The organism is Cytobacillus solani (genome assembly GCF_006704205.1).
Lineage (GTDB): Bacteria > Bacillota > Bacilli > Bacillales > Cytobacillaceae > Cytobacillus > Cytobacillus solani.
In genome coordinates this window covers 2,615,010-2,638,468 of sequence record NZ_CP041305.1, presented here as the reverse complement: position 1 = coordinate 2,638,468, position 23,459 = coordinate 2,615,010, and the positions used below count along the sequence as shown (strand labels likewise).

22 protein-coding genes and 1 pseudogene are annotated in these 23,459 nt (G+C 35.1%); 5 read left to right on the top strand and 18 right to left on the bottom strand.

Annotated features, from left to right (window positions below):
• Position 1: 1 nt before the first annotated feature.
• Positions 2–451, bottom strand: a complete 450-nt coding sequence (locus FI644_RS13185; RefSeq protein WP_053477704.1) for a MarR family winged helix-turn-helix transcriptional regulator — start codon at positions 449–451, stop codon at positions 2–4.
• 23 nt (positions 452–474) lie between these two features.
• Entirely contained in the window at positions 475–969 is a 495-nt protein-coding gene (locus tag FI644_RS13180) for an arsinothricin resistance N-acetyltransferase ArsN1 family A (RefSeq protein WP_053477703.1), read from the bottom strand.
• A gap of 207 nt (positions 970–1,176) precedes the next feature.
• Between FI644_RS13180 and FI644_RS13175 the strand changes: the two genes are divergently transcribed.
• Complete coding sequence (locus FI644_RS13175) at positions 1,177–2,046, top strand: cation diffusion facilitator family transporter (RefSeq protein ID WP_056686249.1); 870 nt, start codon at positions 1,177–1,179, stop codon at positions 2,044–2,046.
• 158 nt (positions 2,047–2,204) lie between these two features.
• On the opposite strand, the gene FI644_RS13170 is transcribed toward FI644_RS13175, so the two are convergent.
• Together FI644_RS13170 and FI644_RS13165 are read right to left on the bottom strand one after the other, a co-directional pair.
• Positions 2,205–2,741: a PadR family transcriptional regulator gene (locus FI644_RS13170; protein WP_142108482.1), complete on the bottom strand. Its 537-nt coding sequence runs from the start codon at positions 2,739–2,741 to the stop codon at positions 2,205–2,207.
• A 44-nt stretch (positions 2,742–2,785) separates the two neighbouring features.
• A complete protein-coding gene (locus FI644_RS13165; protein WP_142108481.1) occupies positions 2,786–3,076 on the bottom strand; it encodes a hypothetical protein in 291 nt (96 codons plus the stop codon).
• Between the two features lie 317 nt (positions 3,077–3,393).
• Here FI644_RS13165 and FI644_RS13160 point away from each other — a divergent pair, with 317 nt between their 5' ends.
• Positions 3,394–4,155, top strand: coding sequence for a MerR family transcriptional regulator (locus FI644_RS13160; RefSeq protein ID WP_056686255.1), 762 nt, complete (start codon positions 3,394–3,396; stop codon positions 4,153–4,155).
• A gap of 85 nt (positions 4,156–4,240) precedes the next feature.
• On the opposite strand, the gene pdxR is transcribed toward FI644_RS13160, so the two are convergent.
• The 9 genes and pseudogenes from pdxR to FI644_RS13120 form a co-directional block, all read right to left on the bottom strand.
• Positions 4,241–5,674, bottom strand: a complete 1,434-nt coding sequence (pdxR, locus tag FI644_RS13155; RefSeq protein ID WP_142108480.1) for a MocR-like pyridoxine biosynthesis transcription factor PdxR — start codon at positions 5,672–5,674, stop codon at positions 4,241–4,243.
• A gap of 120 nt (positions 5,675–5,794) precedes the next feature.
• On the bottom strand, positions 5,795–5,995 hold the full coding sequence (locus FI644_RS13150) for a hypothetical protein (RefSeq protein ID WP_246066932.1): 201 nt from the start codon (positions 5,993–5,995) through the stop codon (positions 5,795–5,797).
• A gap of 480 nt (positions 5,996–6,475) precedes the next feature.
• Complete coding sequence (locus tag FI644_RS13145) at positions 6,476–7,696, bottom strand: dicarboxylate/amino acid:cation symporter (RefSeq protein WP_053477696.1); 1,221 nt, start codon at positions 7,694–7,696, stop codon at positions 6,476–6,478.
• A gap of 220 nt (positions 7,697–7,916) precedes the next feature.
• On the bottom strand, positions 7,917–8,879 hold the full coding sequence (gene arcC / locus FI644_RS13140; protein WP_053477695.1) for a carbamate kinase: 963 nt from the start codon (positions 8,877–8,879) through the stop codon (positions 7,917–7,919).
• A gap of 22 nt (positions 8,880–8,901) precedes the next feature.
• A complete protein-coding gene (locus FI644_RS13135) occupies positions 8,902–9,756 on the bottom strand; it encodes an oxamate carbamoyltransferase subunit AllH family protein (protein ID WP_142108479.1) in 855 nt (284 codons plus the stop codon).
• A complete protein-coding gene (locus FI644_RS26850; protein ID WP_380000472.1) occupies positions 9,756–11,006 on the bottom strand; it encodes a YlbE family protein in 1,251 nt (416 codons plus the stop codon). The genes FI644_RS13135 and FI644_RS26850 overlap by 1 nt, the downstream gene beginning before the upstream one ends.
• Before the next feature lie 78 nt (positions 11,007–11,084).
• Positions 11,085–12,707, bottom strand: a pseudogene (gene fdrA / locus FI644_RS26845) (acyl-CoA synthetase FdrA); the annotation flags it as partial.
• A 259-nt stretch (positions 12,708–12,966) separates the two neighbouring features.
• A complete protein-coding gene (locus FI644_RS13125) occupies positions 12,967–14,190 on the bottom strand; it encodes an amidohydrolase family protein (protein ID WP_053477693.1) in 1,224 nt (407 codons plus the stop codon).
• 25 nt (positions 14,191–14,215) lie between these two features.
• Positions 14,216–15,583: a hypothetical protein gene (locus FI644_RS13120; RefSeq protein ID WP_053477692.1), complete on the bottom strand. Its 1,368-nt coding sequence runs from the start codon at positions 15,581–15,583 to the stop codon at positions 14,216–14,218.
• A gap of 534 nt (positions 15,584–16,117) precedes the next feature.
• On the opposite strand from FI644_RS13120, the gene FI644_RS13115 reads away from it, so the two are divergent.
• Positions 16,118–17,737 (top strand): PucR family transcriptional regulator, encoded by a 1,620-nt coding sequence (locus tag FI644_RS13115; protein ID WP_181758119.1) that lies wholly within the window; start codon positions 16,118–16,120, stop codon positions 17,735–17,737.
• 367 nt (positions 17,738–18,104) lie between these two features.
• On the opposite strand, the gene FI644_RS13110 is transcribed toward FI644_RS13115, so the two are convergent.
• Complete coding sequence (locus FI644_RS13110) at positions 18,105–19,157, bottom strand: NosD domain-containing protein (protein ID WP_142108476.1); 1,053 nt, start codon at positions 19,155–19,157, stop codon at positions 18,105–18,107.
• A gap of 302 nt (positions 19,158–19,459) precedes the next feature.
• Positions 19,460–19,600, bottom strand: coding sequence for a GNAT family N-acetyltransferase (locus FI644_RS13105; protein ID WP_246066931.1), 141 nt, complete (start codon positions 19,598–19,600; stop codon positions 19,460–19,462).
• 459 nt (positions 19,601–20,059) lie between these two features.
• Here FI644_RS13105 and FI644_RS13100 point away from each other — a divergent pair, with 459 nt between their 5' ends.
• Together FI644_RS13100 and FI644_RS13090 are read left to right on the top strand one after the other, a co-directional pair.
• Positions 20,060–20,635, top strand: a complete 576-nt coding sequence (locus FI644_RS13100) for a CD3073 family putative ECF transporter S component (RefSeq protein ID WP_056686288.1) — start codon at positions 20,060–20,062, stop codon at positions 20,633–20,635.
• On the top strand, positions 20,625–21,095 hold the full coding sequence (locus FI644_RS13090; protein ID WP_142108474.1) for a CD3072 family TudS-related putative desulfidase: 471 nt from the start codon (positions 20,625–20,627) through the stop codon (positions 21,093–21,095). The genes FI644_RS13100 and FI644_RS13090 overlap by 11 nt, the downstream gene beginning before the upstream one ends.
• Before the next feature lie 468 nt (positions 21,096–21,563).
• On the opposite strand, the gene FI644_RS13085 is transcribed toward FI644_RS13090, so the two are convergent.
• The 3 genes from FI644_RS13085 to FI644_RS13075 all read right to left on the bottom strand — a co-directional run bounded on the left by FI644_RS13085 (position 21,564) and on the right by FI644_RS13075 (position 23,317).
• Positions 21,564–22,004, bottom strand: a complete 441-nt coding sequence (locus FI644_RS13085; RefSeq protein ID WP_053477687.1) for a YrvL family regulatory protein — start codon at positions 22,002–22,004, stop codon at positions 21,564–21,566.
• A gap of 211 nt (positions 22,005–22,215) precedes the next feature.
• Positions 22,216–22,689 (bottom strand): GNAT family N-acetyltransferase, encoded by a 474-nt coding sequence (locus tag FI644_RS13080; protein WP_056686290.1) that lies wholly within the window; start codon positions 22,687–22,689, stop codon positions 22,216–22,218.
• 403 nt (positions 22,690–23,092) lie between these two features.
• Positions 23,093–23,317, bottom strand: coding sequence for a hypothetical protein (locus FI644_RS13075; RefSeq protein ID WP_053477685.1), 225 nt, complete (start codon positions 23,315–23,317; stop codon positions 23,093–23,095).
• Positions 23,318–23,459 lie beyond the last annotated feature (142 nt).

The window sequence follows — 23,459 nt, the reverse complement described above, 5'->3', positions numbered from 1 at the left end:
TTTACCTCATTGGGGTCGTACAGCAATTACTTGTTTTCGCCATCGCCTCATTTAATAGTTTAATGGAACGAATGACTGTTTCTTTTTCAAATTCATTCATATGTGAGAATACATCATTCAAATATGTTTTCATCTGCTGATCAATTGTAGTTGCAACATATTTTCCTTCAACAGTTAAGGAAAGAATATAAACTCTTTTATCATCTGGATGTGGTGTCTTTTTTACTAAATTCATTTTAACTAAAGCTTGGATTTGCCGGCTAAACGTCGTAATATCTGTCCCTAATGTTTCTGCCACTTGCTGAATAGAGGGATGATGCTGTTTATCGATCTCGTATAAAATATGGCTATGAATAATTGAAACATTTACTCCGCCAACACTGCAGCAGTTTTTATCTAAAAATCCAAAACGTCTCGTCATAATCTGAAATAATTCACGAAGATTTTCCACTTCCTATCACCTCTAATCAATTTTTACTTTAATAATTTTTCCATAGCCATTACATCAACGTATTTTCCATCAAGTATACCTTGGTTTTTGAACACACCAACTTCAAGATAGCCTTTTTTCTGATATAAACTTTGCCCCAGCTGATTGAAAGGGAAAGTAAAGAGGACGATCTTATGAAAATGATTTTCTTTTGCGCACTTTTCGATGGCTGTTAACAGCATATTCCCAATCCCTTTCCCCCTGAAGGTACGGGCAACATAAACAGACAAATCTGCCACGCCCGCATAGGCACATCTGTTATTATATTGGTTTAACGAGGACCAGCCGATAATATTGCCTTCATATTCAGCTACAAGTACTTTATAGCGATTTTTATGCTTATCAAACCACTCTTGCATGTAAGGTAAGTCCTTTGTCTCTGTTTCTAATGTTGCTATTCTGTCTTCGATCCCTTCATTGTAAATAGATACGATCGATAATAAATCCGTTGAAGTGGCCTCTCTTACAATTGTCATCATATCCCCCCAATAAATACCAACATTCTAATAATTATAAATATATATTAATAATTTGCATATTGCAATTATTTTTTACCATATAGATTTTTCCCAAACGCAACTTACTTGCCTCTCACTTACTTATATAAAATAGTACAAAAAGGTTGCTCTAGACCCACCCCTATTTTAAGTTGTATCATGGTCAAGGGTTAATGGGGGGCAAAGAAAATGGAAGAGCAAAAATATAAAGATCTAAAATTAGGAGAACGCGGGGCAATCATTAGTATTCTCGCTTATATCTGCCTTTCTATCATAAAATTAGTCATTGCCTATATGAGTGGCTCTGCTGCTCTAAAAGCAGATGGGCTTAACAATACAACCGATATCATTGCATCGATTGCCGTACTCATCGGACTGAAGTTATCACAAAGACCGCCTGATAAAGATCATCGGTATGGACATTGGAAAAGTGAAACGATTGCCTCAATGGTTGCCTCATTTATTATGGCTGCAGTAGGTCTGGAAGTGTTGATCGATGCGATCACCTCTATGTTTCAAGGAGAAAAAGAAACACCCGATATTATGGCGGCTTATGTAGGTATTTTTTCTGCACTAGCTATGTATGTTGTGTACCTTTACAACAAAAGGTTAGCTAATCAAATTAATAGCAAAGCCGTTATGGCAGCGGCAAAAGATAACCTTTCAGATGCGTGGGTGAGTATAGGAACAGCCGTAGGCATACTCGGGTCTCAATTAAAGATGCCCTTGCTGGATACAATAACTGCTATTATTGTCGGACTATTAATTTGCAAAACAGCCTGGGACATCTTTAAACAAGCTTCTCATGAGCTTTCAGATGGATTTGATGAAAAGAAAATTCAACTCTATCAGGAAGTAATCACAAAAGTAGATGGCGTGAAAGGAATAAAAGAAATTAAAGGAAGATATTACGGGAATAATGAGGTCATAGATGTTGTCATTCTTGTAAATTCCACATTGGATATTAAAGAAGCGCATGATATCACTACCCATGTTGAAAAAGTCATGATGAAGGATTACGGGGTTTATGATGTACATGTTCATGTGGAGCCGAATTAACTGATTGATTTACGTTTTTTTCCTCACACATCAAGTGACATAATAAGACAGACAAAAGCTATGTGAATAGTAGTTTTCACATAGCTTCTATTTTTATAAAGATAATTATTAGATACGCACTTCGGCTCATTTCACTACATTCGGTTGTACGATCGCCATTATATTTCCCCTTGTTTAATGTGAATAATTAATCTTTCAAGCCATTCTATTGTGTGCTCTGTTTTAGTTGAAAGATAGCCGCTCAAAAACTCTCTTATTGTCTCGGACTCCTTGCCTGTCTTCACCTGCTCAAAATGACTAATTCTCTCCCAGCCATCCTTGATAGTTTTTAATTTTTTTTCCAGTATTTCTACTACTTGATCACGATCCACATATTTCATGTTTGCTAAGCCAACGACCATATCCTTAATGCCTTCTGCCTGTTCAAACATTTTGTAGATTAATTTCGGAAGTGCTTCACGACCTTTATCCGTAATCGCAAATACTTGCTTATCTGGCCGGTGCTCTTCTTTTATAATTTCAACCGGCTCAATTAAACCTTTTTTAGCTAATGAAGCAAAATGATAGTACAGTTTACTTTCTGTCAGCCCGCCTAATTCATCCAAGGGAATAGGCTCTGAAAGCTGTTTTTTTAATTTATATGGATAATTATTATCCTCCATCAGTTTGCTCAATATAAAAATTTGAATGGACATACTCTATGCTCCTTCAAGAAGAGTTTCCTCTTATTTTAGCAAAACTAAGCTGTGACTTCAGCTGTATTCTTTACATCTTCTGTTTCGGTCTTTACCTCTACTTCCTCAACTGGCATTGGTTTATGCAAAAAGGTGACGATAGCAATATTAATGAACATCGCAACTGCACCAACTGCAGCCATTGACCAAATATAGGGACTTGGACTAACACTGCCGTATAGATTTGCGAAGTATGCCTGTACTGAGTAATACATTGGTGAAATGTAGCTCATCCATTCATATGGCATGTACATCATTTCACGTGTAATCGTGGCACCATTTGCTATTGATTGCATTAATAATACTTTAATCAATGTACTGTAATTACAGTACTTTAATTAAATTTTTTTCCTATTTTATTCTATATTTTTATATAAAGTCAATTAATAAATCTTCTAACTAACATTTCTATAGGTGAAAACTAGTTTCATACTTTAAGGGCAATTAATATTTTTTTCTCAGTGGATGGAATGGCAAAGCACTAATTGTGATTAAAAGTGCTTGCTTCGGCTAAGTGAAACATTAAATTGATTCTTGTTTCACTTTCCCACTTGAACCTACAGCCACGTCAGGTTTTATAATGAACCTATACTTTTTTATGGGAGGAATTTAGATGAAAGAAAATAATAAGTTTTCCATAGGTGAATTTTCAGAAAAAACAGGAATCTCCATTCGTACTTTGCATTACTATGACGAAATCGGTCTTTTACAGCCAGAAAAGAATCCAACGTCAGGACATCGCATTTACAATCACCAAGATATCCTCACCTTGCAGAAAATCGTAAGTCTAAAGTTTCTTGGGTATAGTCTGGATAAAATCCTTCACTTATTACATGAATCGAGTTTTACTAATGATTTAAATGAAACGTTATCTCTCCATTTACAAGCATTAGAAAAAGAAAAAGAAAAAATCGAACTATCAATGGCGGCAATTAAGAGAATTACTAAGTTACTAGAGGAAGAAGGGGAAGTAGATAGTGCCATCTTATTCAGCCTCATCCATAGCATGCAAACAGAATATATACAAAAGGAATGGATGGAACGGCACATGCAAGCGGATATTGTAGAAGAATTGTCGAAAAAAACGGAAGAAGAGAAAACCACCTTAGATCAAACCTTTATTCAATTAGCTAAGGAAGTAAAACAGCTTTACGGCAAACCTGTTGAGGATCCAAAAGTACAAGAAATGATTAAAACATATATTGAAGCATCTTTTGCATTTCTTGGTGAAGATTTGATTCAAAAACTAGCTGATGCAAACGTCGAAGAACTCGATATTCAGGAACTTGAAAACATGACCCCTTCCCCATTCACAGAAGATGAACAGCAATGGATTAACCAGGCAATGGAATATTGTATGAGACAAACAGAATAGAACTAGAAATATGGTTATTGATGATATATTAATAAAGAATATATAGTAAAAAAAGAGAATCATGAACGCAATCATGATTCTCTTTTTATTTGGCAGCATTTAGTGCACCTGCAAAGCGCTTGATTCCTTCATCGATAGCCTTCTCATTTTCTCTTGCAAAAGTGAATCGCACATACCCTTTTCGGGATCCCATTGTAACTCCAGGTACGTAAATGACTCCCCGATTAATCGCATGTTCCAATAACTTCATTTCATCAACGTCTCTTTTTAATTTACACCAAATATGGATTCCACCTTGAGGAATCGTATATTCCACTTGATCTTTTAAATAGTAATTAAGGCTAGAGACAATTTGATTCCGCCGCTTCTCTAATTCCTTCACTAATTTCTGAATATGCGAATGAAAATGTGCGGATTCTAAAAAATCGTTAGCGATCCATTGAGTAAAGCTCGCATGTCCAAAATCAATTTGCTGTTTGGCATCAGATAATCTTTCTATTACCGATCTTGGACCAATAATCCAGCCAATTCTAAGACCCGAAGCAACAACCTTCGATAAAGAACTAATATATAGGACATTTCCATGCGTATCCATCGACTTTAATGTTGAAACTCCTTCGCCGTTAAAAGACGTTAAACTATACGGATCATCTTCCACTACAGGTATTCCATGTTCAGAGGATATTTCCAAAATAGCTTTCTGCTGACTCGTTTTTAGTAAAGTGCCTGTTGGATTTTGAAAAGCTGGATTTAAAAATATCATTCTAATGCGATGTTTTTTATGTAACGCTATTAACTCATCAGTGTCTATCCCCTGATCATTAACCGGTAAATAGTACGTTTTTATACCTGCTGTTTGAAATATCGGAAGATTGTAATGATAGGATGGGTCTTCTATTAACACAGCATCCCCAGGCTTTAACAAACATTGAACGACTAGATGTAAAGCTTGTTGTGCCCCAGAAGTAATTAGAATAGAGGAGGGATTTGTTTCAATCTCCCGGAACTCCTTCACATGCTTTGCAATAGTCGTCCTTAATCCTGCATTCCCCTGAGGATGATCATAACCTAACCGGCCGATAAAAGAGCGAGTGGACGTAATCTCCCTTAATGCATTCGTCGGAAAGAGATCCTCTGATAATTCACCGCTCGCTAAATTGATTAGTTTCTGCTCTTCCATCTCTTTACGTATTCTTTGGGTGAGCGGCAAATTTGGCAAAAATGAACCGGCTTCTATGTATCTGTTCCAACTAGGGATACGTTTTTTTGTTATCCCCCATATATCCTGACTTATCATCGTGCCACTTCCGCGAATTCGTTGAACTAAACCATTTGATTCAATCTCATCATATGCAGCTACAACTGTACTCCTATTGATATTTAGCTCTTTCGCTAAGTATCTCTCCGATGGAAGAGGTTTATCTGGCGGAAAGGTCCCATCAGCAATTCCATTTTCAATATATTCAGCAATTTGTTTATATATCGGTTTTTTAGACTTTCGATCAAGATTCCAGTCCATTTCATTCCATCTCTTTTCATTCAAAATTGTGATCTAATTTTCGTTACTTTTATCTATTATAACGATAATTAGATCACGTATTGAATTCTCCTGATCCATATAATGTTGCAGCGAACTCCTTTAAGCGAAAAAGCTAATGTACACACCAAGGGCGATAATAGACAAAAAAATAACCGCAACATATATGAACGTTAAATTAATCGTATTTTTTTTCGTCGTTTCGCTATATTTTTCATCCGTCTTCCGCGTTACCATTAAAGTCCCAACCAAGGCGATTATCAAAATAATAAAGACAAAGGCAATTAATATTTTCATCGTCATCGTCCACCTCTATAAAAAATGATTTACTTCCACTACATTTAAGTAATCAGTATAAAATAAATGAAAAGGAATTGACCCATCCACTTTTGAATAATTTTCGCCATCCATTTGAATATTCTTTCTATTCATTTTTATATTATTTTCTTTTTCTTTCAATTAAACGTGATTGGGAATAATAAGTGGGATTGATGTCTAGATATATTTAACATTAACAAATTACACATTTGCCCCTATTATTTTAGTAAATGCCTTTTTACATTTTTTGTACAAAAATATTGAGATGCATCATAAATCGTTAAGGTCAACAAAAAAAAACATCCACATTTTTTATGTAGATGTTAAATTTATGACGTAACGCTCATTTCTTTAACTTTCAGGCGAGAATATATTTTCCTTAGCCTAATAAAGAGTCGGTACCTGCCTTTTATAGTATGGAAATCAATAAATTACTTAGAATGATAAACGTTTAAATTAAGCCATTTATTGATTGAAAATTTTATAATCGATTTCATTTTCACTTTTAGCAATAATAAATGCGCTTAAAGTATCTGAATCAACATTTAAAATCGTGCGCAGCATGCCAACAAACCATTCTACTCCAGCAAATAGGGCGATACTCTCAATTGGCAATCCCAATTGTGGAACGACAATAGACAATGATACTAATCCCGCACCTGGTACTACAGCATTTGCGAGGGAAGCTAATGTTGCTAAAATAACAAGATAAAAGTATTCTCCACCTGAATATGAAATTCCAGCAATCTGTGAAATTGTGACTAATGTAATTGCCATATGCATAGCTGACCCGTTACTATTGAGTGACATTCCTAATGGAAGGACTAATTTTGTAATTCTTTCACTTATTCCAAGTTTCTCCTTCGCATCCTTTAAAGCAATTGGCAGAGTAACAGCAGAAGATGTAGTAGTTAAAGCCATAATAGACATTGGAGCCATATTCTTGATTAATTTAACCATACTTACTTTACAGTATAAGGAAACAAATAGAAACCACATAAATAGAAATATAAAAGTGGCCAAACAATAAATTAATAAGTACTTTGCCAATGGAAGTAAAACTTGCAAACCCATATTTCCGATAGTAGAGGCTATTATAAAAAATATTCCCACTGGTGCAATCTTCATAATTAAGGTAACCAATTTTAAGATGACTGAATTAAACTGTACTGTTCCTTGAAATATTTTGTTTTCTTTGTCATCTAACCTGACATAACTTAATGCCAGTCCAAAAATGATGGCAAAAATAATAACTTGAACAATCGATCCTTGCGCCATAGAGTTAATTATATTTGTAGGAAAAAAATTAAGAATCGTATCTTCTATAGAGCTTGCTGTACCCATTTCTGGCAGTGGATTGTCCGAGAGTAGAGTGGAATCAATTCCTTTCCCTATTTTAAATAACACTCCTATTACCATACCAAATAAGGCAGCCAGGAAAGATGAAGTGATAAAAACAATGACCGTTTTAAATCCTAATTTTCCTAATTTCCTTGGATTTAACCCACCAACTGCTTCAATAATCTGTCCCATGACTAATAAAACAATGGACATTTGAATCAACCGTAAAAATATATTTCCAAAGACATCAATGGATGTCATGAATTTTCCGAAGAATCCACCAAATAATACGCCAAGAATAGTCGCTAGAATAATCTGAGTGGTTATGTTCATTCTTATTTTCATATTTTTTCTCCTAGATCTTATAAGAGTGTCTGGATCATATTAATTTATTTTTTTCAGATTTACAATCTATTTAGCGGCTTTTACTTTAAATATTTTTGTAAAGAAAAAGAACTGGAGACTACACAATTAGATATTTCTCCAGTCCCATAAAAAAGCATGATAAAAAATTCATTTCTAAACTACTACTCTACTTTTAGAACTCTTATTATAGTATGACAAACTAAATGGCATTCTCTAAATAATTGTTATTCTTTACGACTGTCCCAGTTAGCTCATCTTTGAGATTTGCGATATTATCTAATGAAGTAATAACTGCCTTTGCATTTGGACTATTTTCCAAGAAATTAACAACAGCTTCAACTTTTGGCAGCATACTTCCTGCTGCAAACTGATTTTGATTGATATATTCCTTCAATTCAGTAAGAGTAACGTCCTCAAGTTTTTTCTGATTTTCTTTACCATAGTTAATAAACACATAATCAACACCAGTAAGAATAATCAAGTAATCTGCCTTCACAAGTTCAGCTAGTTTTGCCGCAGCGAAATCCTTATCAATTACTGCTTCAACACCTTTGATTCCTTCTTCTGTTTTAATAACTGGAATTCCGCCGCCGCCGGCTGAAATTGTAATAAATCCATTTTTCACAAGGTTTTCTACTATCGGGTATTCAATAATTTCAAGCGGCTTTGGTGAAGCAACTACCTTACGCCATCCTCTGCCAGCATCTTCTATATAAACGGACCCATCTTTTTCCGCAACGGTTTTTGCTTCCTCTTCTGTTAAAAAAGGCCCAACTGGTTTTGTAGGATTCATAAAAGCAGGATCATCTTTATCAACTAAGCATTGAGTAATAATTGAAGCCGTCTGTTTATCAATATTTTCCTCTTTAAGCGCTTCATTCATAGCATTTTGCAGCCAAAATCCAATACTGCCTTGAGTCATGGCAACACAGGAATCTAATGGCAATGCAGGATTTATTTCAGAGTCAGCAGTCATTTGCTGGTTTAACAAGTTTCCAACTTGTGGTCCATTTCCATGACTGATTACTAATTCATGTCCTTGCTTTACTAATGCTACTAGTTTTTCAGCTGTTTCCTTTAATACCTTTTGTTGTCCCAGTGCAGTGGGGTCATCAGTTAAGATTGCATTCCCGCCTAGTGCAACGACGATTTTTTTTCCCATCTATATAACACTCCTCAAATTTTTATTTCTGCATCAGCTTCTTTAATGCGACTTGGATACCAAATAAAGTATCGATCCCTGAAGTATGACCGTAGTTTGTTACGTTTTTCACAAGTCTTCTGGCTTTAGCAATTTCAACCGTTCCAGATAAATTGTTTAGTAAATGCTTAAAACTTTCACTAACATAGCCATTCAGCAGGCATTGGTAGTAACTGCGACTAACATCAGTGGTTGAAGAATGCCTACTTAAGAACTCACTCAGCTCTTCTCTACAAGATGAATCATCTGAAAAGCATGACTCTACCATAATCAGACCGGAAATAAAATCATCACCGCTTGGAGTCAAACCAATTCCTCTGCCAAAAAAATGTTCTATAATGACTTTGATAACCTTCTTATGATCTGACTGTGCAGAGATGAATTCATTTAGCAAGGATAATTCTTTGGCAGATTGAATAACACCTGAATCCCCAAGGAAGTCAATTTGATTGATTAGTCTAAATATTTCATTGTTTTTTACATCCACCCTATCGATTGGAAGATGACTTAACCGCAAATCTACTTCCGAAAGCTTATCCAGTTTGATCTTCACCTCATGATTTGATGTATCAATCATGATTTTTCCATCTTCATATCGAACAGAATTTCCTGCTGAAATTCTGTTTAACAGCTGTTGAAGGCTGTTTCCCGGAATATTGACCCCAAATGCGGACACTGGTGTCCCTAAAGACCCGACATGCACTAATTGGTCATGAAATACAAGATTAAAGCTGGTTTGAAAAACACTGTGAATGTTCCCAACAGAATTTTCATATAAAATATGGGGTAAATAATTGCTCTTTACCCCATATTCAATTTCTAAGGAATTAGAAATCATTATTCAACTGTGATTCCTAGTTTTTCTGCATACGCTTCTAACGCTTTTTCAAAACATGCTAGAGGAGCTCTTACTGTTCCAGCACCGATTTGTCCTACTCCAGCTTTTTTATGGGCAATACCGGTATTAATGATTGGTGTAATGCCTGTTTCCACAACTTTTCTTATATCAATTCCTAAACAAGTTCCCTTGAAGTCCCAAGTTGGAATACTCCAGTTAGGGTTATGTGAAATACTGATTTCCGCCATTTCATTAGATACCCTTAATGCATCCTCAAAGCCGCCAGCACCAACAAATCTAGTAACACCTGGTGCAGCTACCATTGCCATACCGCCGACGCCGACTGTTTCAGTAATGGCGCTATCACCGATATCAGGATTTCCATCTTCTTCTGAGTATCCTGTAAAATATAATCCTTTTGGTGTGTTAACAGGGGCAGTAAACCATTGATCCCCCATTCCGCTAATACGAACACCAAAGTTTTTACCGTTTCTAGTTAATGTGGTAACAACTGTACCACTTTCTATCTTTCTCGCATGGTCCATGATTGCTTTACTTGTCGCCATCATGATATTTAAGAAGAACTGATCCGTATCTGCCAAGAATTGAATCACTTCTTCCTTCGTGCTGTCTTCAATATCCAGCTTAACAATAGAAGGACTGATTTCTTTTAGGAATACTAGAGATCCCGCAATGTTTCTTTGATGGAATTCGTCTCCCATTGTAATGGCCTTTGCAATCATAACATTTAGGTTGATTCCGTCACCTTTAAGTTTTATAGCTTGACTTAAAACTGGTCCTAAAACATTTGCCATCCAGTGTAGGCGATCGACTACTTCTTGGGAATATGCTCCGAAACGCAGAACTTTACCGATTCCTTCGTTCATTGTGCAGTAACCAACCGTGCCATCTACTTTGTTTTCTACAACTAGCACAGCCATATTCGCTGAAGTAATACCGCCCATCGGTCCAACAGCATGAACATGATGACATGGCATGAAAGTAACTTCTCCAGATTCAAGTTGTTTTCTTGCTTCTTCTTCCGTAGATGCCCAGCCTTCAAATAATGATGCCCCGATACATGAACCTTGCATTGGACCAGTCATTTCATCCCAAGTAATTGGTGGGCCTGCATGAAGCAATACTTTTCCATTTAGTTCTGGAATAACTGATTTTGCAGATACTACATCTACAAGGAATGGTTGAGAATTCTTGATTCTATCAATCACCTTTTCATTTGAAGCATTGATTTCTTCTTCTTTTTTACGTAAAGCATTTAAGATCTTGATTAACTTCTTATTTCCTCCTGCAACAGGCTTCCAATTGAATTGAAGACTTTGACCACCATATTTAATAATTGGTTCATTAAAGCTTTCAAGACCAACATTGATTACCCGAGGCATCGTATTTAGCATTTCATCAACAGCTGAGCTAAGTGCAGGTAAAGGATTTTTCTCTTTGCTGTAAGGAATCACTTGCTTATCTGCTTCAACTAATTCTTTACCCATAAATTTAAGTGCTAATTGAACAGCTTTTGCATTGCTCTCTTCAACAATAACACCTGCTTCTTCTAATGTTGCAACAGCTTGATTGAAGTCCTGTGGATCCTGTTTTGTCCCTACAACAGTCCCTACAAAATGCAAGTCTCTTCCACCTGCTTTAGCCACTGCAATGGCTTCTTTAATTGCCGGAGCTAATGCTTGTGCCATATCTGGATGACTTCCATATCCTAATACACAATCTAGCAGAATCACGCCAGTAGAAGGATCTACTGAATATTCTTTAATTTTGTTCATTCTAACTTCAGGGTCCATCATCGGATGTGGTTTACCTTGTGTGTAGATGTCATCTCCAAGGTCCATGACTTCAAAACCATGAGACTTTAAGATAAATCCCTCTTCTTTAACCAATCCGCCTAATTCTAATGATTCAGAAATTAACATACCTGCTTCTGCAGCTAATGTACCGCCTGAATATAGTCCTTTGACTGTCTTACCCGCTGGCAGAGGATTTTCTACATGATGAGCAGCAGGCTCGTAATAATTTGATTTCACAGACTGTCCGTTCGCCAGATCCACAGCGATTCTTGCTGTTTCCTCTAATGTGTGTGCAAGGTACACACTGCCTTCGTGGTGATCAGGTTTTTCTCCAAGGAAAATCGCTACCACCGGCTTGCTTACATCGTGAAGCAATTGGACAACTTCGTTTCTTACCTGTGGAGCAGGTGGCTTAGAAATGACCACAATCACTTCAGTGGCGTCATGATGCTCTAGGCCAACAATGGCATCCTTCACTGTAATTGCTCCCACTTTATCACTTAAATCACGGCCGCCTGTCCCGATTGCGTGAACAACACCGCCGCCTAATTTGTCTATCATAGCTGTTACTTCTTGAATACCTGTTCCCGAAGCTCCAACAATACCTATATTTCCTTTGTTTACTACATTTGTAAACGCCATTGGAATACCTGAAATAATACCTGTTCCACAGTCAGGTCCCATTAGCAATAGACCTTTTTCATGCGCTTTTTTCTTAAGTCTTACTTCATCAGCAATAGAAATATTATCACTGAAAGAGAAAACATTAAGATTATAGTCTAGTGCTTTTTCAATTTCATCCGCAGCGTATTCTCCAGGGATAGAGAATAGGGCTAAGTTTGCATCAGGAAGTGCTTCTAGGGCATCCTTCCAATTTTTCACACTCTTTAATCCGCCTGACTCTTTTGTTACAGATAGGTCATTTAGAAAACGATCCGTTTCTGCTAATACCAGATTCATAACAGCATCGTCATCTGTATCAACAACAATTACCATATCATTCCCTTTTGCAGATTCTGCTTCAGGTGTAAGTAATCCGGAATTTCTAAAAATATCTTTATTTGCGTCCGTTCCCATCATGATGGAACTTTTATTTACTCCGTCTAAACCATTAACAGAATTCGTTAATAACATCAAATTGATGGAATCTTGATAACTATTTTCTTTAATAATTGTGTGCAGCATAAAAATATTCCCCTTTCCTTTTCTCGTATTAATTATAAAGTTGACTGTAAGTGTTTCCATCGCTACATGAAGATAAAATAGACAATCGTATGTTATCTCTTATAGATAAAAACTTGCTGTAATAGATTCATTGAAATTTAAATGAAAAGGCTTGAGTGTAAAAAAAGCCCCTAAATGTTCAGGCAACAAATAGGGACTCGTCATTTTATTATCGATAAACTGTTACAATCTTTTCAGTCTTTACTGTAACTCGTCCATTTTTAATAACGAACAATCGTGTTGGCAGATCGATGATCGCGTTTGTAACAGATTCTGTATCTAGTAAAACAAGGTTAGCAGTGTGTCCAACTTCAATCCCATAATCTTTTATACCAAGAGCCTTAGCTGGGTTCGTTGTGATCATTGGTAAAACAGTCGGTAAATCTGCTGCACCTCCCAAGTGTGCTGTAGGAATGGCTAGCATGGCTGTTTGAACAAGATCGCCTGTTCCATAAGGAGTAAACGCATTACGAATATTATTTGTAGCGATACACATATTTACTCCACCATCACGTAACGCACGAATTGGCGTAAGACCGCGTCTAACATTATATTCATCATTACGTCCACCCATATGCAAATCAGTAGCTGGTAAAGACATAATACTAATTTGGGCTTTGGCTAGACCTTCAATAATTGGTTCTAATTGTTTTTTAGGAACTGCTCCTAATGCCGTTACGTGACCTAGTGAAACTTGTCCTTCATAACCTTCAGCAATTGTTTTTTCACAAATATATTCAATTGTCATCCCTTCTGGATCGTCTTTGAAGTCTTGGTGAAAATCAATTGGTTTGCCATATTTTTTAGCAATTTCAAATACCAAATCAATATGTTCTTTTGCAGGAGAATCATTATATGGAATTCCCCCCACTACATCTGCACCGGCTTCCATTGCCTGAAACATCATTTCTTCTGTTCCTGGTGCTTTAAAAATTCCTTCTTGCGGGAATGCAACAACTTGCATATCGATAAAACTCTTATATTTTTCCTTTAATTCCATGATCGCTTCAAATCCTGTGAAGCCTTGTGAAGGATCAAATTCAGCATGAGTACGAATATGAGTTGTACCGTTTACGATTAACATTTCAATTGTACGTTGTGCACGATCTAATATATCTTCTTTTGTAAATGTTGGTTTTAACTTTGCAGTAACCTCAATGGCTTCCTTTAATGTTCCAGATTTATTTGGAAGGCGGTCAGCAATTAATGCTTTGTCCAAGTGAATATGCCCTTCAATAAATCCAGGAACCAATACCTTGCCATTTGCTTCGATTACTTGCTTCGCATCTGCATCAATCGCATGCCCAATAGCTGCTATTTTGCCATCTTTAATTGCTACATCTTGTAACTCTGCACCTTCTTCAAGTCGTGCCTTTTTGATTAAGATATCCATATTAATTCCCTCCATTTTAAGGTTATTAAGATAAAATAAATGATAATACAAGAAGTAATGCTATTGCAGATCCAACCCATTTACCATTGCCTTTTACTACTTCTATAATAGGAAGTTTGAAACCAGCAGATAATGCTTGCATGGTTATGTTAACAAAACTTAATTGACTTCCCAATCCAACACCAATTGTGACAAAGCCTATTGCTAAAGGTGAGAAACCTAATGAAACAGCGATCGGCAGGACTAATCCTAGGATAGAACCAACAAATGCTCCCGCAGGGATCCCAATTAAAACACCCGCTAACACAGCAGCAGGAACAACTAATGCAGTTGGAGCATTTCCAGCCGCACTAGCAATAACTTGGAATGCTCCAGTATTACTAATAAGGTTGATAAACGCTAGGAAAATACCGACTTGAAATAATCTCGTAAGAATATAAATAGATCCATCAATTAAAGAATTTGTAGTCTGGTTTAAGTTAAATTTAGTACAAATGAAAATTAATGCGACAGTACCAATTGTATAAACAAGAGGGTTAATGAGTGAATAGTCTAACGCCTTATTAATAAATGGTCCGACAATAATCGCTAATAGCATGAAAATCGCAGGAATCGTAATTTTAAATAATTGACCATTGCTCATCGCAGCATATTCTTCACTTTCTTCGCTGACGAACAAGCTGCCCCTCTTCTTCGCGCCATAGAAAGCTAACACTACTGCGATCACTGCAAATAGCAATGTAACCCATCTCATTGTTCCAACGTACTCAGCAACTGGAATACCAGATAACTTAGAGACAACGCTTGATTCAAGAGATGCTGGTGAAGTCGTAAATGCTACAGCTGTAGCTATAGACATAGCTGCAATCAATTCAGGAATTGCACCTACGGCTGCAAACGCTAATGGCGCAATTACCATAGCCGTACCGCCGCCAACACCAGACATATACGTTGCAGCAGCTTGTAGAATGACAATAAAGGCAGCCATGTACTCATTCTTGTTGCCAATTTTACGTCGAACTAGATTTAACGCTGCAGTATACCCGCCAGATGCGAATACAGCCATAGCAATGGCTGAGTTTACAACTGGAACAGTATTAGAAAGCATTTGTGGTATGGTCTTTAAAAACTCTTCGTTGGCCTGTGCAATCCCAATGCCACCTATTAACATGGCTAATGCACCGCCAGCAAAACCAGCAACCAGCATGTCCACCTTCATGAATAAAAGTACAATAATCAAAATGATTGGAACAATGACTAAAATCGCCTGAAAACCAGTAGGAGTTGGAATTTTAACTTCATCTACTCCTGCTGCAAATACTTGATATCCAGATATCAGCATAAATAGGATGGCTGCTGTTATTGAATAAAGATTACGCTTTTTAAATGCCATTTGGAGACCTCCATTCTTAATGTTTGATAAGAATAATAACTGATTGTTTAATCCACTGAAATATATTTTCTTTACAGAGTAAGAAAAAGGTTCAGAATATTAATTTCATCATAATGAAAGATTTCTTACTATTGCTTGCTTATTTTCTTCTTTCTATCTAAAACCTCCGTTCTTTTTAGAATGGTATATATCTAGGGAATGAAGTAAATACGAGATCGATCATAAACTAAGTGCTTAAGCAGTGTTTACAATCGATCAATTGTTATAACCACCACTCTCAAAGTATGACGAAATATCCGGGGGAAAGTCTAAACTTTAGGGAGTGATTTCATTATGATGACCCAACTTCATTGTAAACGTTGTCAATTACATTCGTCTTTATCCGCTATGTATAGAGTCAGGAGTATATTTTATCTCAAAGGGACTAAATTTATGGAATGCTATTTTTATTATTTAAAGATAAAAAGTTTCCTTTTATATTTATTTAGTTTAGTATATAAAAAACTACTTCTACGTTCGATGGGAGGTAAAGATATGACCTTAACAGTTAGAGATATACTTGACTTTGAGTCTTTATATGAATCCGAGCTAATTGCGGGAATGAAAGGCTTGCAAAAAGAAGTGACTGGGATAATGGTTATGGAAGCTCCTGATATTGAAGCTTGGGGGAACTTTGGACAAGTATGCTTAACTAGTTTCTTTGCGCTTGAAAATCTTTCATTGACTGAAACGAAAAATTTTTTTATAAAAGCGAATACGATAGGGATCGCAGCTTTCATTGTTAAATTAGATCGTTTAGTAAAGAAGATTCCAGCACATTTCATTGAGGAATGCAATGTGAATCAAATCCCCCTGATAAAAATCCAAAAAGAAACACGGTACGAAGCCATTATTTTGAGTGTCATGGAAACGTTAATTAATAAAAATAAAGTTCTGCTAGACCGCTATTACATGATTAGCAATCAATTCACGAATATGGCACTCAGAGAGCCACGATTAAAAGATATACTTGCTTTATTAGAGGATCTCATCCCTAATCCTGTCAGTCTTTTTAAAAATAATTCCATTATATACAGAAGTATAAATCTAGAATTAGGTGACTTTCATGTAAGTAAATCGACCAAGCTGGCCAAAAAACGCTATACTAATTTTGAATATCAAAGACAAGTAGTTTCTCATACAGATCTTACAGCTCAACACTATTCCCAATTATCGGTAGAAATCCCTTCACTAGGAACAGATGTTTATCGATTAATCATCCATGAATTAAATCAAAAGACGACTGAAGATGATTTTATGGCTATAGAAAATACAGTAAGTTCTCTTCAAATGGAACTGCTAAAGAAGTATGCATTGCAGCAGCAAAATCTCAGTCATTTAAATGAGATCATTAATGATTTAATCTATGCACGATATCAAACAGAGGAAGAATTAGCAGAGATATTGCATTTCCTGAATCTTAGCAAGAAAGACAATATCCATCTCGTCATATTTGACCTTTCGGTGGAGAGCAGCAGAAAAAAAGTAAAACGAGAAGATTCTGAATCTATTTTAAATACCCTATCGAATTATATCTCAATCCGTTGGAGCAAATTTGTAAGTTTGGTAAAAAAGGATAAGATTATCTTTCTCATTTGTAATTCAGATAACGATCAAGGATTTTCCGAAAAAATAACTGTAGCCATCAACTCTTTTACTTCCTTATCCTATTATTCACAATTATCCTTTAATATAGGAATCAGCAACAAATCAAATGTAACTGATTTACACTTGGCAAATAAACAAGCAAACAACATTTTAAAGATATTAAAACTAACTGGCCAAAAAAATAAAATCGTGTCCTACAAGGACTTAGGAATCTTCCAATTATTTTTGGAAACAAATAATATTGATGAATTAATAAAATTTGTACCTGAAAAAATATTAGAAATTCAAAAAACCAAACCAGAACTTAATAAGACATTAAGGGTTTTTCTAGATCATAACCAAAACTTCAAAACGACTGCAGAGGAGTTATTCATTCACCCAAAGACGGCAAAATACCGAATTGAACGGCTTATAAAACTAGCTAATATTAATTTTGAGAATCCCGAGGAACTTTTGCAAATTAATATTGGCTTGCGACTACTTGAGTTTATAGATACAACTTTATAACGGAAACTCTGTCCATTTTATGTACAATAAAATGACAATAAAATATGGAAAAATTCAAACTCTTGCCTTAGAAGCAACATTTATAAGATCTAAAACAAATAGAAAGGAAAAAACGATTATCTATATACACGGCGGAGGATTAGTATATGGAACATGATTATGACAGAAATACCCATTTGCCAGAATTATAAAAACTGTATATAAGAATGATTAAATAGTTAGAAACCATAATATAAAAAAAAACGTGCCCGTACTGCCTGTCATTTGCTAAGTGGATATCTACAAATAACAGGCAGTTACAGGCACTTATTATTTTTAATAGAAGACAACAAGCTTTTAATATTATTTGTTTATCGAGGAAGTCAGTTTACACATGGTCAACTGGTGCCACTGTAAATTTCCCATATTCGACACCTTTTAAACTCGTCAGTTTATTGCTTAGAAGCCGGATCTCTTTTGCTTTTCCCTTTACGATGATGAGCTCAAGACTTTCTATCGCCTGAGCGTTATTAACATTTCCAACAAAGGTATTCCTTTCAGCCGTATTCCCATTTGCATCTTCAAACTGTATCCCTACAAAATTATCCATAATCGTATTATTATCTATTTGATTACGTTCAGCTTCTTCTATATATATACCTACTCGATTTGAAATAATTGTATTTCCGGTTACCATTGTGTCAGAAACCATATAAAGTAATAGTCCTTGAGCATGAACACTATTGTTATTAAAGGACAACTTGTTATTACTTACAACGGTTCGATTTGATTCCATCAACATTGCACCAGTTGAGTTAGCTTTAGATACATTTTCATTAAGTAAGTTATCGTCTGAAAACATAAGATGCATCCCATAACGTGAATTTTGAATCGTATTTTGGAACAATATATTCTCTTCGCTTTGTTCTAAATAAATTCCGTCAGCCACATTAGAAATTTTTATATTTGTTATGGTGTTTCTAAAGGATTTCCATAAATCAATTCCATTTCCTTGCTTTTCGCCAACAATCTTACTATCTTCTATCTTCACGTCAGCTGCACGATCAAGTTTTATTCCCGCACCTCTTGTTTCAATATCAATTCCCTCTAAAATATGGTTAGAACCAGTTACAAAAACAGCCATGTCTTCTTTTCTATCACCGCAGTGCTCTACTTTGATATTTTTGAGAATAACTCCCTCACCACTAATGGCAATGACCGGCTCTTCCTCACAAGAGCGCAGCAGGACTTTCCCCTTTCCTATTAAGGTTATGGGCTTAGAAATATTCACTGTTTCGTTATACTCCCCCTCCCTTATTTCAATAGTAGTACCCTTTGAGGCTGCATCAATTTTAGATTGCAATGTACTTGCTGCTTCGGCTCCATCAGGCAAGCAAAACCCTAAAACGAGGAGAAACATTGTAAAAATCATTCTTTTCATTTCATTACTATCCTCGCTTTCATGCTGGTTCACTTTGTGAGTGTATCTAATAAATGTGTGGAATATATGTAATAATTATGAAAATTTCATTTTTCCTTTTCTTTTTTTGGTTTTAGATCCATTTATACATTAGTCTAAGCAGCTCTTCTTTTACTTTACTTATCGCCTCTTTTATAAAAAAAACTACCTGCACTCGTATCGTTTATCATAAGTATTTTTATTGGCACTATGAGTTTATTTTTCATTCATACTTACATTGAAAAAAGGCTGCCCCAATTTAATAATTGCAGACAACCCTTTTTCTAACTTACCTGGATTTCATAATATGCCTCTTCCTGGTTCGTATCCTCAAACCATTTCATTCCTTTATACTTAAATCCAATTTTCTCTAAGATTTTCAATGAACCTGTATTTTTTGGATCAGCTGAGGCGTAAATTTTCATTACTTTCGGGTTCATTTTCGCAAAATGAACACATGCTGCTGCAGCTTCTCTGGCCTAACCTTTCCCCCACGCATTTTTCGCAAAATGAAAAATTAATTCAACTTCATTTAATGTTGTTAGGACATTAAATCCAGCTGCGCCGATGACTCTTCCTAACTCCTTTTCTATTACTGCATAAACAGAAAGATGACTCTTCTATATAATTTCATGTTATAAAATAACTATTTTACCAAGTGCCCTTCCTTTTTGGGAATTTCTCTTCTAACGAATGAAATATTGTTTTTCATAAAAACGATTGGAATTACAGGACGTGAATCATTATTTGTTTTATCTATAAAATCGATAATAACTAATAGTTATTTTCGATAAATAACACATTTGTGATAAATGTCATTCTAACTTTTTAGTTAAAGTGATATTAATTAGTTGCTTATCAATAGAATTAGAAAGGAAGTTTATATGAGTAATAGAAAAACTGTTATTTTAAATTATGGTGCTTTATGTATTGCTATGAATGTTATATTAGGAACAATTATTTCAGCTATGAAAATCCCACTTTTATTTCTTGATACAATCGGAACAGTATTAATGGCCGTTCTATTTGGGCCTTGGTGGGGGGCTTTAACCGGTTTGTTAACAAATGTTGTTTTGGGGGTTACAACAAGCCCAACAGCTTTCTTTTTCGGATTAGTTAATGTTGCAATTGCAATTGTAGTTGGACTCATGGCAAGAAAATTCAATTTCACCAAATGGTATATTGCACTTATAACAGGAATTCTTCTTTCTATTATTGCACCACTAATAGGAACCCCTATTGCTGTAGCTGTCTTTGGCGGTTTAGATGGAAGCGGGATGGATGTTATCGTTTTATGGATGAGAGCTGCTGGTGAAAGTATTTTTGCTTCTACCTTTATATCAAGAATCACCGGCAACTTTGTAGATAAAATTATTACTTGTTTATTAGTCATGTTTATCGTTATCAAATTACCAATGTTCCAAAAAATATATAAAGGAAATGACCGCCATGCAGCGTAATAAAAAAATTCTGCTCGTATCCCATTGCATTTTTAATCAAAACACGGTCATAGAAGGGGAAGCACGGAGTTTTGGTGCAATCCCTACAGTATTAGATTGGATTCAAAAGGAAGGACTAGGGGTTATACAGCTGCCCTGTCCCGAATTCACATTTTTAGGATTAGAACGTCCATCTATGACTTATGAGGAATATGATAATGAAGAATATCGTCAGCACTGTCGAAAAATTTTATTGCCAGTTCTCGAACAATTGACGGAATACAAAAAATGCGACTATCAAATCACTGGTATTCTAGGCATTCAAAGCAGTCCCTCCTGTGACATGACCAGGGGAGTCTTTATGGAAGAGTTAAAAAAGCTCTTTAGCGAACAGCAGATAGCTATTGCTACTGAATGGTACCTTCCGGATCATAAAAATCCTATTTTCAATAGTAAGGAGAATTATATTAAGAGTAACTAAAATATTGGCCAAATGATCAATCATTTTTATTAACTTACATCTTTTTAAGTTTTTGTCTTATCCTCTCATAGCTTTTGTAGTTTTAGTTTTCTCCAAGTCTAATCACCCAATTTTGCCAAAACAAGAGGAGGAAGGACACATAGTTGGTGCTTTGAAAAAAGTTTAATCGAAAACACCATACAAACCTGTTTATTATAGTAAAAAGTATCCATTTAATTATTCTTTTATGAAGACCTAAATTAAAAAATAAAAAAGGGCACATATTATTCATGTATAATATGTGCCCTATAGTTATTTCATTGAAGTGCCTGATAATGGAATAATTAAAGTATGATCTCCATCTTATAAATAATTAATTTTTCTTTCACTAAACTTCCGTTATTTTCAATACAAGGAAACTATCTATACCAAATAAATGCTAGCTAACCATCAAGATAGGAAAGATACAAGTCAATCACTATTGGCAGCTTAATCCTTATCACTATCAAAAGCAATTTCAATTAGGGCAATTAACAATGCAATAATTATCTCTGTTTTCCATGAAAGTGTAATACTATGCATAAACTCATCCACTGTAAACAAGACTAGCCAGTTTGTTGTGACTTCAAAACTGATTCGGATGAAAAAGACCCATATTTCCCTTGTTATATTTCGGACGGACAGCTTAAAAATTGTTTTGGAAAACAATTCGAAAATGATGCCTAGAATAAAAAAACTGACAACAAAAACAACCAATGACCAAATAGATTTATAATGAACACCGAGCAGTTTAAAAATCCCTGCCAGTCCAAAGAAATAAAGTCCCAATACAAAACCTAACACAAGGATAATGAGCAATGTTATTCCTGCAACTGTTGCCGTCTTATCTTTTAAATTCATTTCACGAAATGAATCATTTTTTTCTGGCATAAGTCTATTTCTCCTTCTGTTAGTATTCTGCCTTGTTATTTAAGTATAAAATTTTATAATCACTTCTAAACCTTAATATAGAGTTTCAGCTTTTTATAAAGATAGGAATGTTTCGGTTCTTTAACAAACCTGCTTCGTTAATGGAAAAAGAAAAAAGCAATATTCTTTATTGAAGTATCGAGCCATTTAATAGAATAAGAAGGTTTATTAATTAAACTAACTCTTTCACAAATAATACTCTATCTTGATTTGGTCCATCATAATCAGTATTGACGGAAACACCATTAATTGTTTTATCTCCCTTTTCAATTACAAACCCCATCTTAGTATGATAAGCAATCGAAACTTTGTTGACAGGAGACGTTACACAACGGACAATTTTGCAACCATTTTGTTTAACTTTATTAAAAAATTCGTTGTATAATTTTTTTCCGATGTTATGTCTTCTATAATCAGGGTGAACTCCAATAAAGTGAATATACGCCTCATTAGAATAAGATTGAGAAAGGAAGCCGATTAGGAAACCTACAATTTCTCCTTCCTTTTCAACAACGAAACTTGTATTTGTAAAATGGTCAAAGAATAATTTCGGTAACATATCTGACATTTGCCTTCCTCCCCACCACTTATTGATTAGTGGAGATATTACATAGTAGTCTGACCCTTTCACTAAACGTATTTTCATCTTAATTCCCCTTTAATTGTGTATAAACTTACAACGTAATTCTAAAATCAATAACCGTATCCCTAATGCTATAACCATATTTTACCACATTTTATTTTATCCTAGTTAAAGAAAACTGTCCCGTTACTATAGCTGTAAAATAAAGATTGATTAAACCCCATTTGAATTCCTTATATTAGCAATAATTAATAAAGCCGTTATTTTGAAAAAGGATAGTTCAAAATAACGGTTTTCTATTTGATAATAACAATTTATTATAATAATGTTTGATTATTTCATATTGCATTACAAAAATAGGTTTGAGTAATTACAGAAATGTTTCTCTTTAGTATTATAAATTTTAAAAAAATCGCCCATAAAAAGAAAAGTCACTTAAGTTTGGCGGCTTACACTTCAAAAAATATTATTTCTCATCAGCAGGTCTTCGTTTATGTTTTTCGTTAATAATTTTCTTGTTAAGAATCCTTACTTTGCCAACCATTAGCAACCTCATATCTTCTACAATATACCTAGCTAACTCTTCGTCAGATATGTCCTCTCCATCAATATCAAGGCGGAATTCCTGCCCTTGAACTCCTCCCCCATTAGTAAACTCAATTTCAAAGTCAAATAGAACTCTTTTATCCATTCCAATACCACCTTACCCTTAGTCTAGAGTGCTATAAATATATTCTGGTTTTAATAAACTAATACCTCTTCCAATAAACTCCGACTATAAGATAAAGAAAAAATCTTTTTCGAATTGTTTGTTAACGATATACCTTATTCAC

What these genes read in the sequence shown, in the direction of transcription:
- FI644_RS13125 (WP_053477693.1), bottom strand. Translation starts at nt 14,190, where the DNA reads ATGGATATCTTAATCAAAAAGGCACGACTTGAAGAAGGTGCAGAGTTA.
- FI644_RS13105 (WP_246066931.1), bottom strand. Translation starts at nt 19,600, where the DNA reads ATGAAAATTTACGCCTCAGCTGATCCAAAAAATACAGGTTCATTGAAA.
- FI644_RS13160 (WP_056686255.1), top strand. Translation starts at nt 3,394, where the DNA reads ATGAAAGAAAATAATAAGTTTTCCATAGGTGAATTTTCAGAAAAAACA.
- FI644_RS13115 (WP_181758119.1), top strand. Translation starts at nt 16,118, where the DNA reads ATGACCTTAACAGTTAGAGATATACTTGACTTTGAGTCTTTATATGAA.
- FI644_RS13120 (WP_053477692.1), bottom strand. Translation starts at nt 15,583, where the DNA reads ATGGCATTTAAAAAGCGTAATCTTTATTCAATAACAGCAGCCATCCTA.
- FI644_RS13145 (WP_053477696.1), bottom strand. Translation starts at nt 7,696, where the DNA reads ATGAAAATAAGAATGAACATAACCACTCAGATTATTCTAGCGACTATT.
- FI644_RS13075 (WP_053477685.1), bottom strand. Translation starts at nt 23,317, where the DNA reads ATGGATAAAAGAGTTCTATTTGACTTTGAAATTGAGTTTACTAATGGG.
- FI644_RS13150 (WP_246066932.1), bottom strand. Translation starts at nt 5,995, where the DNA reads ATGACGATGAAAATATTAATTGCCTTTGTCTTTATTATTTTGATAATC.
- FI644_RS13165 (WP_142108481.1), bottom strand. Translation starts at nt 3,076, where the DNA reads ATGCAATCAATAGCAAATGGTGCCACGATTACACGTGAAATGATGTAC.
- FI644_RS13180 (WP_053477703.1), bottom strand. Translation starts at nt 969, where the DNA reads ATGATGACAATTGTAAGAGAGGCCACTTCAACGGATTTATTATCGATC.
- FI644_RS13080 (WP_056686290.1), bottom strand. Translation starts at nt 22,689, where the DNA reads ATGAAAATACGTTTAGTGAAAGGGTCAGACTACTATGTAATATCTCCA.
- FI644_RS13085 (WP_053477687.1), bottom strand. Translation starts at nt 22,004, where the DNA reads ATGCCAGAAAAAAATGATTCATTTCGTGAAATGAATTTAAAAGATAAG.
- arcC (WP_053477695.1), bottom strand. Translation starts at nt 8,879, where the DNA reads ATGGGAAAAAAAATCGTCGTTGCACTAGGCGGGAATGCAATCTTAACT.
- FI644_RS13175 (WP_056686249.1), top strand. Translation starts at nt 1,177, where the DNA reads ATGGAAGAGCAAAAATATAAAGATCTAAAATTAGGAGAACGCGGGGCA.
- FI644_RS13170 (WP_142108482.1), bottom strand. Translation starts at nt 2,741, where the DNA reads ATGTCCATTCAAATTTTTATATTGAGCAAACTGATGGAGGATAATAAT.
- FI644_RS13090 (WP_142108474.1), top strand. Translation starts at nt 20,625, where the DNA reads ATGCAGCGTAATAAAAAAATTCTGCTCGTATCCCATTGCATTTTTAAT.
- FI644_RS13110 (WP_142108476.1), bottom strand. Translation starts at nt 19,157, where the DNA reads ATGAAAAGAATGATTTTTACAATGTTTCTCCTCGTTTTAGGGTTTTGC.
- FI644_RS13135 (WP_142108479.1), bottom strand. Translation starts at nt 9,756, where the DNA reads ATGATTTCTAATTCCTTAGAAATTGAATATGGGGTAAAGAGCAATTAT.
- FI644_RS13100 (WP_056686288.1), top strand. Translation starts at nt 20,060, where the DNA reads ATGAGTAATAGAAAAACTGTTATTTTAAATTATGGTGCTTTATGTATT.
- pdxR (WP_142108480.1), bottom strand. Translation starts at nt 5,674, where the DNA reads ATGGACTGGAATCTTGATCGAAAGTCTAAAAAACCGATATATAAACAA.